A 12,801-nucleotide genomic window follows, 5' to 3' on the forward strand; every position below is an offset into this window, starting at 1 on the left:
CGTCAACGTTCTGTGGGCCTTGATCCGTGACCGACGGTGCTATCAAGTCGCACCTCCAGTGACTATGACTGCTTGACAACAGCATTAGGAAGCGATGCGTTCGAAGACCGCGGCGAGGCCTTGGCCTCCGCCGATGCACATGGTCTCCAGGCCGTAGCGCGCCTCGCTGCGGTGCATTTCCCGGCTGAGCGTGGCGAGGATACGGGCGCCGGTGGCTCCCACGGGGTGGCCGAGTGAGATGCCGGAGCCGTTGACGTTGATTCGCTGCTCGTGGTCGATCGCGCCGAGGCCGAGCTCGCGGGTGCAGGCGAGGACCTGGGCGGCGAAGGCCTCGTTGATCTCGATCAGGTCGAGGTCGGCGAGGGTGAGTCCGGCGCGGCCGAGGGCCGCGAGGGTGGCCGGCACGGGGCCGATGCCCATCGTCGCGGCGGGGACACCCGCGCGTGCGAAGGAGACCAGACGGACGAGCGGGGTCAGCCCGAGCCGTTCGGCGGTGGCGGCGCTGGTGACCAGGCAGGCGGCGGCCGCGTCGTTCTGCCCGCTCGCATTGCCTGCGGTGACGGTGGCCTGCGGGTCGGCCTTGGCCATGATCGGGCGTAGCGCCGCGAGTTGCTCGGTGGTGGTGTCCGGGCGGGGGTGCTCGTCGGCTGTGACGGCCGTCTCGCCCTTGCGGGTGCGTACGGTGACGGGGACGGTCTCCGTGTCGTAGCGTCCCTCCTTCGCGGCGCGGGCGGCGCGGGCCTGCGAGCGCAGGGCCAGGGCGTCCTGGTCGGAGCGGCTGATGGAGTAGGCGCGGCGCAGGTTCTCCGCGGTCTCGATCATGCCGCCGGGTACGGGGTGATGGACGCCCCCCGCGGTGACTCGCCCTCGCGCCAGCGAGTCGTGGAGTTGGAGGCCGGGGCCCTTGATGCCCCAGCGTCCGTCGTGCGTGTAGTAGGGGGCGGCACTCATGACGTCGACGCCGCCCGCGATGACGATGTCGCTGAAACCGGCCCGGATCTGCATGGCGGCGTCGAGGACGGCCTGTAGACCGGAGCCGCAGCGCCGGTCGATCTGGGCGCCGGTGACGGTGTCGGGGAGGCCGGCGTCCAGGGCAGCGACGCGGCCGATGGCGGGGGCTTCGGCCGAGGGATAGGCATGTCCGAGTATCACCTCGTCCACCCGGGCCGGGTCGATCCTCGTACGAGCGACGACCTCGGCGATGACGCGTGCGGCGAGCGCGGCCGGTGTCTGCTGGGCGAACGCTCCGCCGAAACGCCCGATGGGTGTGCGCAGCGGCTCGCAGATGACGACATCGGTCTGGTCGGGCACGGCGGAGCACCTTTCGGCGGGTTCGGGTGTGTGGGGTGACCTTCGCACTGGACCACTGAGTCGGTCCAATATCGAATTTCCTCCCTTTCAAGACGCCACGCGTCTCAATCGGACGGCAGGGTCCTTCCTGCTGATCAGGTTGCCCCCGCGAGCCCGGCATGACCCGAACGAGCGGCCCTACGGGGTCGGCAGGGCCTCCTCGGCGACTGCGAGCACGGCGCGGAGCGCCGCCGAGGGATTGTCCGTGCGCCAGGCAAGCGCGGCCTGCCGCCGGATGGGTGGCCCGGCGAGGGACCGGTAGACCAAACCGTTCTGCTGGATGTGCCGGACGGAGGAGACGGTGAGCGTGACGCCGACCCCCGCAGCGACGAGGGCCAGAATCGTGTACGAGTCGGGGGCCTCCTGCACCACGCGCGGGTTGAAACCGGCGTCCTCGCAGACCAGGACCATCGCGTCGCGCACCGTGGAGCCGGCGTTTGCGGGGAAGGAGACGAACGGTTCGTCGGCCAGGATTCCGATCGGGATGCTCTCGAGGCGGGCGAGCTGGTGGTCGGAGGGCAGCGCGCACAGCAGCTCCTCCTCGTCGATCACCCGGTAGGCCACCCCGGGCTGGGTGACCGGGAGGCGGACGAACCCCAGGTCGAGGGAGCCGTCGGCGACCCGGGACAGGGCGACGTTCGCGTATGTCTGGCCTTTCATGGCCAGCTCGATCCCGGGGTGGGCGGCCCGCACGGCCCGGGTCAGCAGCGGCAGCGTCTCGTGGCTGGAAGCTCCGGCGAAGCCGATGGTGACCCGGCCGTACTCGCCCCGCCCGGCGGCCTTGGCCGCCCGTACCGCCGTGTCGAGGTCGTCGAGCACGGTCCGTACGGGTTCGAGGAAGGACTCCCCCGCGCTGGTGAGCCGCACCGAGCGGGTGTTGCGTTCGAAGAGCTGGACGCCGAGTTCCTTTTCCAGCTGCCGGATCTGCTGGCTGAGCGGTGGCTGGGCCATCTGCAGCCGCTTGGCCGCACGGCCGAAGTGCAGTTCCTCGGCGACGGCGGTGAACGCGGTCAGATGACGCAGTTCCATCGGTGCTTCCATTCATTAACCAGCTGTCTTGATTCGACCATAATTTGGTATTGGACAGCAATCAATGGCCGCTGACACGGTGAGGGCGACCAGCACGCACTCGCCAAGGAGCACCGTGGAGCGGACGGATACGGCCGACGGGCCCAGCAAACTCATGTCGATGAAGGAAGCCGTCGCCGCGTTCGTGCACGACGGAGCCACCGTCAGCCTCGAAGGGTTCACCCACCTCATCCCCACCGCCGCCGGGCACGAGATCATCCGCCAGGGCCGCAAGGACCTCACCGTCGTACGGATGACAGCGGACATCGTGGTGGATCAGATGATCGCCGCGGGCTGTGTCTCGCGGCTGGTCTCCTCCTTCGTGGGTAACTCCTCCGCCGGTTCGCTCGGCGAGCTGCGGCGCAGGATCGAGCGTGCCGACCCGGCTCCGCTGGCCTTCGAGGAGTACAGCCACTACGGGATGGTCTGCCGCTACCTCGCGGGGTCCCAGCGGCTGCCGTTCTACCCTCTGCGCAGCTACGGAGGCAGTGATCTGCCGGGCGTCAACAGCGATCTGCGCAAGGTGACGTCCCCCTATCCGGGGCCGGACGGGGAGCCGGAACACATCTACGTCGTGCCGCCCGTGAACCCGGACGTGACGATCATTCACGCCCAGCGGGCCGACCGCCGGGGCAACACCCAGATCTGGGGGCTGACCGGCATCCAGGCCGAGGCGGTGTACGCGGCGGACAAGGCGATCGTCGTCGTCGAAGAGGTCGTCGAGGACGACGTGGTCCGCTCGGATCCCAACCGCACACTCGTCCCGTCGCACGCCGTGGACGCCGTCGTCGTCTGCCCGCGCGGTGCACACCCGTCCTTCGCGCAGGGCTACTACGACCGCGACAACGACTTCTACCGGGCTTGGTCGCACATCAGCAAGGACCCCAAGCTGCTGCGGGCGTGGCTGGCGGAATGGGTGTACGCAACGGCCGATCACGCCGAGTACGTCGACAAGCTGGGCGAGGAGTTCTGGGCGGGGCTCGCGGTAGGCGAAGCGCTCAGCGAACCTGTGAACTACGGGCGGCGGCTGTGAGCGCGCCGCAGGAGAAGGAACGGGACATGACCACCACCGCACCGGAGACCTCGTCCGAACTGCTCTCCGTCGTCGCCTCCCGCGAACTGGCCTCTCGCCGCACGGTGTTCGCCGGCATCGGGCTGCCGACGCTCGCCACGGAGCTCGCCCGTCTGACGGTCGCGCCGCATATTGAGGTCGTGTACGAGTCCGGGGTCTGCGGGGCGCACCCCTCGCATCTGCCGGAAACCATCGCCGACGCCGTACTCATCTCGGGCGCGGAGGCCGTGTTGTCGATGCCGGCGCTGTTCGGCTGTGTACTTCAGGGCGGCCACATCGACGTAGGCTTCCTCGGTGCCGCGCAGATCGACCGGTGGGGCAACCTCAACACCTCCGTCATCGGCGAGTGGGAGAGCCCCTCCGTTCGGCTCCCCGGTTCCGGCGGCGCCATCGAGGTGATGGCCAGTTCCCACGAGGTCTTCGTGGTGATGCGCCGTCACAACCCGCGCTCCTTCACCGGGTCCCTGGATTTCTGTACCACTCCGGGCCCGGACCGGGCACTCGCCGATGGCATCCGGCCCCTGGGGGCCGGAGTCACCCGGGTCATCACCGAACTGGGCATCCTGGCCCGCGCCGGCGTCGGTGAGGAGCTCCGGCTCGTCGCCGTTCACCCGGGCGTGACGGTGGATCAGGTGCGAGCGGCGACGGGCTGGGACCTCGAGGTCGCCGAGTCCGTGGACACGACGCCCCCTCCGACCGCGGCGGAGCTGCGGCTCCTGCGCGAGGACGTCGACCCCGACCGCGTGTACCTCCGCTGACAACGACCGCACCTGCCGAGAGGACGTAACCGTCATGCGTATCAGGATCGTCGGCGCCGGAGCCATGGGCCGTGGCATCGCCCAGTGGGCTGCAGCAGCGGGACACATCGTCGAGCTCGGTGATGTCCGGAGCGAGGCGGTGACAGCGGCCGTGGATTTCGTACGGTCCATGCTGGAACGTGCGGTGCAGAAGGGCAGGATGTCCGCCGGGGATTGTGCGGCGACCCTGGGACGCCTCGTTCCGCTGGATGACCCGTGGGCGCCGGGCCCGGATGTCGAGTTGGTCATCGAGGCCGTACGGGAGGATCTGGACACCAAGGCCGAGGTCTTCGGGAAGCTGGAGCAGGCCCTGCCGGACTCCGCGCTCTTCGCGACCAACACCTCGTCCCTGTCGGTGACCCGGATCGCCGCCTCACTGCGGGATCCGGGGCGGCTCGCGGGGCTGCACTTCTTCAATCCCGTCCCGCTGATGAAGATCGTCGAGATCGTGCCGGGCGCCGCCACCCGCCCGGAGATCCCGGCGGTCCTCACCACGCTGGTCGAGAGCTGCGGCCATCGCGCGGTGACTGTCGCCGACACACCCGGTTTCCTGGTCAACCACGCCGGCCGGGGACTGGTGACGGAAGCCCTGGCACTGCTGGAGGAGTCCGTCGCGGACCCGGCCGGGATCGACCGGATCGCCCGCGACGTCCTGGGCCTGCGCATGGGCCCGTTCGAACTGATGGATCTCACCGGTCTCGACGTCACAGCTGCCGTAATCGACTCGATCTGGCAGGGCTTCCGCTTCGAGGACCGGCTCCGCCCCTCCTATCTCACCCCGAACCGGGTGACCGCATGCCTGCACGGCCGGAAGACCGGAGAGGGGTGGTTCGCGTACGGCCCCGAGGCACCCGCCCCGGCGCCAGAACCGCCGGTGACGGGTGACCCGGACCGGCCGGTGTTCGTCGCGGGCGGCGAGGACGCCGGTGGGCTGCGGAGCGCGCTGACCGCCGCCGGAGCCACGGTCGAGAACGGCGCCGGACCGTCCGACGCCGCCGTCGCCCTCGTCCCCGTGTGGGGGACCACGGTGGCAGCGGCGGTGGCCTCGCTGGAACTGCCCGCCACGCGCACCTTCGGCGTCGACCCCATGCCCCCGGCCGGCCGCCGCCGGGTGCTCGCGGTGACTCCCACGGCCGGCCCGACCGCCGCGCGGGACGCCCGCGCTGTCCTGGCCAGGGCGCCGGAGGGCGAGGAGCCCTTCGCCGTGTCGGTGGTGCGGGATACCGCTGGCTCGGTGGCGCAGCGACTGCTCGCCTCGGTGGTCTCGGTCGCGGCATCGATCGCAGAGCGCTCGCTGGCCACGCCGGCGGACATCGACCTCGCCGTGACGACCGGCCTCGGTTACCCGGTGGGGCCGCTGGCCTGGGGCGACCGGATCGGTGCCGCGCGGATGCTGGCCCTGCAGCGTTCCCTGCACGCCACGACCGGTGACCCGCGGCACCGGCCGACGCGCTGGCTCACCGAACGGGCCCACCTCGGCCTGGCGCTGACGGACCGGGGCACCTCACCGGCCGATTGCTCCTGACGACTCACGTCAGACGGCTCGACGGACTCTGCCTCGATCCGGCTGTTGCTGCTCATCGATGCATTTTTTCCATGATCGGAAGTCACGCCGCACGTTTGACGGTCCCGGGCAGCGCGCCGGCCCGGCCGGGGGCTACTTCGTAACCTCCGTCCGCGTCGGCCGCGGCGGTCTGGGACCGGCATCGGCCAGTGCGTCCCGATCTGTCTCGCCGCGGTCCCCTGAGCCCGCCCGCAGTTCGTGGTGAAGGTCGTTAACAGGAACGGTCCGGTATTCGACCACGATCCGGCAATGCGACGCAGCGACGCTGTCCGTCGCTGGTCGGCCACCAGACCTTCCCCGCGAGCGGGGCCTCTACAGTGCCGGCAAGGGTGCGGTCCACGCCCCGCTCGGCCGGCTGCCGCCTGGACTCGGCCGACCGAGGTCGTCACGCGCGCCTCGCGCTCAACGTGGCGTCGCTGTCTCTCGGCGCTTGCATCGCGATCGAGATGGCGGTCCAATGCTGAAGATGACCACCGTTGGCGGGAGCAACCCAGCAGGCGACACGACCGAGGCTCAGACGTGTGCGAATCCTCTTGAGGAGTGCACGCTCGAGCAGCTTCGTCAGCGCAGGAGCATGAAGTGGCGGACGCACCCGGCAGACGTCCTGCCCTTGTGGGTGGCGGAGATGGATGTACCGCTCGCGCCGGCAGTCGCCGACGCGCTGCGCGACGCCATCGAGACAGGTGACACCGGTTACCCGTCCGGAACAGAGTTCGCCGAGTCGCTGGCCGGCTTCGCCTCCCGGCGATGGAATTGGGACGGGGTGGACGTCGACCGAGTCGGCCTCGTGCCGGACGTGATGATGGGTGCGGTCCAGGTACTGCGGCTGATCACCGATCCCGGCGACCCGGTGATCGTCAACTCTCCGGTGTACGCACCCTTCTACGCTTTCGTCACACATGACGACCGCCGGATCATCGAAGCGCCGCTCGGGCAGGATCTACGGATCAACCCGGACACGCTGGAGGAGACGTTCCGGCGCGCCCGGGAAGCGAGCGGCAAGGGCAAGATCGCCTACCTCCTCAGCAACCCCCACAACCCGACCGGCACGGTGCACACCTTCGAGGAGCTCGCCGCCGTGGCGGAGCTGGCTCACCGGTACGGAATCCGGGTCGTGGCCGACGAGATCCACGCCCCGCTCGTACTGCCGGGCGCACAGTTCACGCCCTACCTGAGTGTGCCCGGGGCCGAGAACGCCTTCTCGCTCATGTCAGCGACCAAGGGCTGGAACCTCGCCGGGATCAAGGCGGCGCTCGTCATCGCAGGGTCTGCGGCGGCCGATGATCTGCGCCGGATGCCCGAGGAAGTCAACCACGGCGCGAGCTACCTGGGCGTCATCGCTCATACGGCGGCCTTCCGCCACGGAGACAGGTGGCTCGATGCGTTGCTGGCGGGGCTCGACGCGAACCGAGCCCTGCTCGGCCGGCTCATCGCCGAACACCTGCCGGGAATCGGTTACACCAGGCCCGAGGGAACGTACCTGGCCTGGCTCGACTGCCGGTCCCTCGGTCTCGACCCGGAAGGCACCAGGGACCTGGCAGCCGTCACCGACCTGGCCGGCCCTGCCCAACTGTTCCTTGAGCACGCCAGGGTGGCCCTGTCATCGGGCCACATTTTCGGAACGGGCGGAGCCGGACACGTCCGCCTGAACTTCGCCACCTCCCAGTCCATCCTCACCGAGGCGATCGTCCGGATGGGACGCGCCGCCGCGCTCCACAAGCGTTAGAGCGCCATCCGACTCATCCCGCCTGCCGCACCCGGTAGCGCAGGTGCTGCACGCCCGGTCCGCTGAAGGCACGGGTGGGTTCCAGCTCGATGTGCCCGGGCGGCATGTCCTCGAACAGCCGGCGGCCCTGCCCGAGCAACACCGGGACCAGATGGATATGCAGTTCGTCCAGCACCCCCGCGGTCAGCGCCAGCTGCGCGGTGACCGCGCCGTGGACCAGCACGTCCCTGTCGCCCGCAGCTTCCTTCGCCATGCGCACCGCGTCCTTCACGTCGCTGACGCAGGTTCACCGCGGGCCATTGCAGCGTGGCATCGGGCTGGCGGCGGGTCAGGACGAAGATCGGTACGCCGTCGTGGTGGTCACCTCCCCAGCCGCCCGCGTTTGCGAACGTCCGCCGGCCGGTGACCACCGCCCCGGTGGCCAACGCTTCGTCCATGACGTCGCGGTTCACGCCCGACAGGCGGGCGGCGGCGTCGAGATGACTGCCCTCGGCGTCCATCCCGAACCACTCGTGCAGGCGGTCCCCGCCATCACCGATCCCGTTGCCCGGCCCGTCATTGGGTCCGGCGATGAATCCGTCGACCGACATCGACATGTACAGCACAGAGTTGCTCACAGCTCCTCCTCGGCGGCAGCCACGTAAAGCCTTCGCCCAGAGTTCTGGGCGAAGGCTCTGCACTACGCCTGCGAGGCGTGTGGTCAGTTGTCCTGATTGATCTGCACCCTTTGGCATGCGTAGCTGACATCACCGTCGAAGCCTTGATCGGCCCACGGTGCAGCGCAGGGCGCGGAGCCGTCGGCCAGAGTGCCCGCGGTGGTGCCCACGATCTCGGTCAGGGGGCTGTCTTGGGCGACGCCGATCGGCCCTGGGTCTGCTGTGGCTGTCGTGGCACCGCAGAGGATTGCGGCCCCGGCCAGCAACGCGGCCGCTCCCAGTCTTGTCCCACGCATCAAGGTTGCTCCGTTCGTTCGTGTGGGCACCGGATGTGGCACCACTCACACCAAACGACTTCAGCCTGGTCTTGGTCACGCCATCAGCAGCCCAGCCAACGCCGCACCACCGCACGACTTGCCATGACGCACGCACGGCGGCTACCGGCCGGCTGCGTCTGAAGGCGGATGACGACTGCGGCGGCACATTCACGGACTACTACGTCGTACCCGCCGTAGGCGGGCACGACGGAACCATTCCGCTGACGTGCGCCCGCACGCTCTGATCGAGGGTCCAGTTCTGGCCGACGAGATCGTGGCCGAAGCTGTGGTGGGCTTCCTCGTCGGCGAGGGTGAAGCCGAAGCTCTGGTAGATCTTGCGCGCCGCCATCAGTACGTCGTTGGTCCACAGCGTCACCTGCTCGTAGCCCGCCTCACTGGCGAAGGCCAGGCACTCCGCCACCAGACGTGACCCGAGACGAAGACCCCTGCCCTCCGGAGTGACGAGCAGGATCCTCAACTTGGCCACGTTCGGCCGGTCGCCCGCGACGAGGAAGATGCAGCCCACACGCCGGCCGTCGAGCTCGGCGATCCAGGCCGCCTCGCGAGCCGGCTCGTGCTTCGCGCCGTAATCGGCGACGATCTTGGCGACCAGAACCTCGAAGTCGGTGTCCCAGCCGAACTGCTGGTGGTAGACCTCGCCATGGGCCATCACCACCCATCCCAGGTCACCGGGGCGGTCGGCGCGACGCACGACGACTTGCTTCTGATTTTGCTGCGACATGAGCTGCACTCCTGGCCCCTGATCGTTCTCTCTACTGAAACAGTTGTTTCAGTTAGGCTAGTCGCATGCCCCAGGAAGCGCCAACGCCCTCCGCCCGGCAGACCGAACTGCTGGAGGCGGCGTACCAATACGCCCTCGCCCACGGCCTGACCGACCTGTCACTGCGCCCGCTGGCCGAGGCGATCGGCTCCAGCCCGCGAGTCCTGCTCTTCCTCTTCGGAAGCAAGGACGGCATCGTGCGGGCGCTCCTGGCGCGCGCCCGCACCGACGAACTGGCACTCCTGGAACAGGTCGGGCAGCCCGATCGCCCCGCTGGTCTCGTCCCGGCCGTCGAACGGGTCTGGGCATGGCTCGCCGCGAAGGAACACCGGCCACTGCTGCGGCTGTGGGCCGAGGCGTACGCGCGCTCACTCGTCCAGCCCGACGGAGCCTGGGCCGGGTTCGCCCGCGCTACGGTGGAAGATTGGCTCGGCGTCCTGGCCGACTGCCAGTCACCTTCCGAACGTAACAGGGAGGACGGTGCCACCCGCCGCACCCTGGCCCTGGCCGTACTGCGAGGCGCCCTGCTCGACCTCCTCGCCACGGACGAGGAGAAGCGGCTCACCGAGGCCGTCGAGCACCAGTTCGCCCTGCTGCGGGACTGAAACGAAGGCCGGGGCGCTCGACCTGATCCTGCTGGTCCTCCGTATGCACCGGAGCCCGCGCCGCTCATCAGCGCGAATCCCGTGCGAGGTTCGGCTCCCCGCCCAGGCAGCTGCAGAAATCCACGAACCGGCGCGCTTCCAACCGGAGCCACATGAGGGTCATCAGCTCGGAGACCGGGCACACGCCGTCGGGTCCGGTCCTGCACTCCGCGGGAGCAGATCGCCGACCGCGACCGCGGCCGGCCGCGCCGCCACGCCGGATTCGCCCCGCACGGCCCGTTCGGAGTCGTGATCACCTGGCTGGGAAAAGGATTGGACGGGGTGTTGCTCGGACTTGTAGCTTGCAGTGGACCGTGACACCGCCCCAGGAGGTGAGACCCATGAACGCTGTATCGATGTGGGTGCTCCCCCTTCCCGTCACGGCCGGCGATTGACGTAGGTGTCGCCGGGAGCGCCTCGACTAACAAGGCACTCCTGAAAGGCAACACCTATGGACTCTTCGCAGTTCTCCGCCGAGCCGTCGTCGAACGATACGGTCGAGCGCGACTCCACCCGGGGCGATGTCCCCGGACTCCGGTCGCCGGCCTCCGGCGCCGATCGCGCGCCCATGTTCGACGTGATCATTGCCGGGTGCGGGCCGGCTGGTGCGATGCTTGCCGCCGAACTGCGGCTGCACGATGTGCGGGTACTCGTTCTGGAGAAGGAAACCGAGCCCGTGTCGTTCGTCCGCATCGTGGGTCTGCATATTCGCAGTCTTGAGCTGATGGCAATGCGCGGGCTGCTGGATCGCATGCGCGAACACGGAAGACAGCGTCCGGCCGGCGGCTTCTTCGCCGGTATCAACAAACCCGCGCCCCAGGGCCTGGATTCCGCGCACGCCTATCTGCTGGGGATCCCGCAGCCGGTCATCGTTCGCCTGCTCGAGGAGCATGCGATCGAATTGGGTGCGCAGGTCCGGCGCGGTTGTGCGGTGGCCGATTTCGGGCAGGACGACGAGGGTGTGACCGTCGAGTTGGCCGACGGGAAACAGCTGCGTTCGCGCTATCTCGTCGGCTGTGACGGCGGGCGCAGCACGGTGCGCAAACTGCTCGGCGTCGGCTTCCCTGGTGAGCCCTCGCGGACCGAGACGCTGATGGGCGAGATGGAAGTGGGTGTGCCGCAGGCGGAGATCGCCGCCAAGGTGGCCGAAATCGGTGAGACCAATAAGCGATTCTGGCTCAGGCCCTTCGGCGAAGGGGTTTATAGCGTCGTAGTCCCCGCCGCGGGAGTCAGCGATCGCATGGAACCGCCCACCCTCGAGGATTTCAAACAACAGCTGCGCATCATCGCCGGAACCGATTTCGGCGTGCACTCCCCGCGCTGGTTGTCCCGCTTCGGGGATGCCACCCGGCTGGCCGAACGTTATCGGGTCGGGCGGGTGCTGTTGGCCGGCGATGCGGCACACATCCATCCGCCCACCGGCGGACAGGGCCTCAACCTGGGCGTTCAGGACGCATTCAACCTCGGATGGAAACTGGCTGCCCAGATCCGCGGCTGGGCGCCGGAATCACTGCTGGACACCTACCACGCCGAACGTCATCCGGTCGCCGAGGACGTGCTGGACAACACCCGCGCCCAGATGGAACTGCACTCCACCGAACCGGGCCCGCAGGCCGTGCGGAGGCTGCTCACCGAACTGATGGACTTCGACGAGGTGAACCGCTGTCTCATCGAGAAGATCACCGCGATCGGCATCCGCTACGACTTCGGCGAAGGCCCCGACCTGCTCGGCCGCCGCCTGCCCGACTTCGGTGTGAAACACGGCCACCTCTACGATCTGCTGCATCGCGGCCGCGGCCTGCTGCTGGACCGCACCGAACGCCTGACCGTCGGCGGCTGGTCGGACCGGGTCGATTATCTCGCGGATCCCGCTGCGGTACTGGATGCTCCGTGCGTCCTGCTACGCCCCGACGGCCACGTCGCCTGGATCGGCGACGATCAGCAGGACCTGGACGACCACCTCTCCCGCTGGTTCGGCAGGCCCGCCAACTGAACGAGCAACCCCGGTCTCCGGGTGGCTCCCATGCTACTGAAGGGCCTGTCCGGCGGATTATGTGACTATCTCCGTCCTGAGTCGTTGGCATGACCATGGGGCGGGGAGATCACACGATGACGAATGGGCCCGCCCGAAGATGCCTCTGCCGAAGTCCGGTAAACAGGGGTGGCGTTGGGCGAGCCTCCGCAGGGTCATCAACGGAACCCTCTACCGGAATCGGACTCGGGTGCCGTGGCGGGATCTGCCTGCCCGTTTCGGCAAGTGGAAGACCGTTTACGAGCGGCACCGACGCTGGTCAGCGGACGGCACGTGGGATGGGATCTTCGCGGCCGTCCTGGCCGGACGCCGACGCGGAGGGCCGTATCGACTGGTCCATGGTGAGCGGGGATTCCACTTCCTGTCGGGCTCACCAGCACGCCGCCGGGCCCGGAAGAAAGCACCACGCCTCCCGCAAAGAGATCAAGTCCCCGGCAGCACCGGTCCGACGAGGGGCTCGGAGGCTCCCGGGCGGCGTGACCTGCAAGATCCACCTCGCCCGCGAAGGCGGGCGCCGCCCGCTCGCATTTCTGATCACACCGGGCCAGTGGGCGATGCCCCACAGCTCATCCCTGTCATGAGACGCGTCCGCCTCGCCCGCATCGGCGGCGGACATCCGCGCACCCGCCCGGACCACCTCGGCGGAGACAAGGCGCCAGATCAAGCACACCAACCCCGAACCGAAGTACCAGCGGGCCAACCGCCGACGCCGCGGCAACAAGGGCGGCCGTCCCGCCGGCTTCGACAAGACGATCTACAAACGCAGGAACGAAGTCGCGCGGACGATCAACGCC

General features: G+C 68.9%; 11 protein-coding genes and 1 pseudogene. 7 read left to right on the forward strand and 5 right to left on the reverse strand.

The genetic code is table 11. The features are described from left to right. Positions 1 to 84: 84 nt before the first annotated feature. On the reverse strand, positions 85 to 1,311 hold the full coding sequence (locus AB0436_RS28665) for an acetyl-CoA C-acetyltransferase (RefSeq protein ID WP_366470855.1): 1,227 nt from the start codon (positions 1,309 to 1,311) through the stop codon (positions 85 to 87). Between the two features lie 177 nt (positions 1,312 to 1,488). Next, positions 1,489 to 2,379, reverse strand: coding sequence for a LysR substrate-binding domain-containing protein (locus tag AB0436_RS28670; protein ID WP_366470856.1), 891 nt, complete (start codon positions 2,377 to 2,379; stop codon positions 1,489 to 1,491). 154 nt (positions 2,380 to 2,533) lie between these two features. Between AB0436_RS28670 and AB0436_RS28675 the strand changes: the two genes are divergently transcribed. From AB0436_RS28675 to AB0436_RS28690, 4 genes are all read left to right on the forward strand, one after another. Beyond that, positions 2,534 to 3,451 (forward strand): CoA-transferase, encoded by a 918-nt coding sequence (locus AB0436_RS28675; RefSeq protein WP_366470925.1) that lies wholly within the window; start codon positions 2,534 to 2,536, stop codon positions 3,449 to 3,451. A gap of 26 nt (positions 3,452 to 3,477) precedes the next feature. Then, positions 3,478 to 4,248 carry a CoA-transferase gene (locus tag AB0436_RS28680; protein WP_366470857.1) on the forward strand — a complete coding sequence of 257 codons (771 nt, stop codon included), beginning with the start codon at positions 3,478 to 3,480 and terminating at the stop codon, positions 4,246 to 4,248. Positions 4,249 to 4,282: 34 nt separating this feature from the next. Next, positions 4,283 to 5,812, forward strand: a complete 1,530-nt coding sequence (locus AB0436_RS28685; protein ID WP_366470858.1) for a 3-hydroxyacyl-CoA dehydrogenase — start codon at positions 4,283 to 4,285, stop codon at positions 5,810 to 5,812. A 505-nt stretch (positions 5,813 to 6,317) separates the two neighbouring features. Beyond that, positions 6,318 to 7,577, forward strand: a complete 1,260-nt coding sequence (locus tag AB0436_RS28690) for a MalY/PatB family protein (RefSeq protein WP_366470859.1) — start codon at positions 6,318 to 6,320, stop codon at positions 7,575 to 7,577. Between the two features lie 13 nt (positions 7,578 to 7,590). Here AB0436_RS28690 and AB0436_RS28695 read toward each other — a convergent pair whose 3' ends face one another. From AB0436_RS28695 to AB0436_RS28705, 3 genes are all read right to left on the reverse strand, one after another. Next, positions 7,591 to 7,830, reverse strand: coding sequence for a dihydrofolate reductase family protein (locus tag AB0436_RS28695; RefSeq protein WP_366470860.1), 240 nt, complete (start codon positions 7,828 to 7,830; stop codon positions 7,591 to 7,593). A 447-nt stretch (positions 7,831 to 8,277) separates the two neighbouring features. Then, complete coding sequence (locus AB0436_RS28700; RefSeq protein ID WP_366470861.1) at positions 8,278 to 8,529, reverse strand: hypothetical protein; 252 nt, start codon at positions 8,527 to 8,529, stop codon at positions 8,278 to 8,280. A gap of 199 nt (positions 8,530 to 8,728) precedes the next feature. Beyond that, the gene (locus AB0436_RS28705) at positions 8,729 to 9,292 is read right to left on the reverse strand and encodes a GNAT family N-acetyltransferase (protein WP_366470862.1); all 564 of its coding nucleotides are present in this window, start codon (positions 9,290 to 9,292) and stop codon (positions 8,729 to 8,731) included. A 65-nt stretch (positions 9,293 to 9,357) separates the two neighbouring features. Between AB0436_RS28705 and AB0436_RS28710 the strand changes: the two genes are divergently transcribed. The 3 genes and pseudogenes from AB0436_RS28710 to AB0436_RS28720 form a co-directional block, all read left to right on the forward strand. Then, positions 9,358 to 9,936 (forward strand): TetR family transcriptional regulator, encoded by a 579-nt coding sequence (locus tag AB0436_RS28710; protein WP_366470863.1) that lies wholly within the window; start codon positions 9,358 to 9,360, stop codon positions 9,934 to 9,936. Positions 9,937 to 10,426: 490 nt separating this feature from the next. After that, positions 10,427 to 11,968, forward strand: a complete 1,542-nt coding sequence (rox, locus tag AB0436_RS28715; protein ID WP_366470864.1) for a rifampin monooxygenase — start codon at positions 10,427 to 10,429, stop codon at positions 11,966 to 11,968. A 139-nt stretch (positions 11,969 to 12,107) separates the two neighbouring features. Beyond that, positions 12,108 to 12,798: pseudogene (locus AB0436_RS28720) on the forward strand (IS5 family transposase); the annotation flags it as partial. Positions 12,799 to 12,801 lie beyond the last annotated feature (3 nt).

The organism is Streptomyces sp. NPDC051322, assembly GCF_040689485.1.
In the GTDB taxonomy this organism is placed as follows: Bacteria; Actinomycetota; Actinomycetes; order Streptomycetales; family Streptomycetaceae; genus Streptomyces.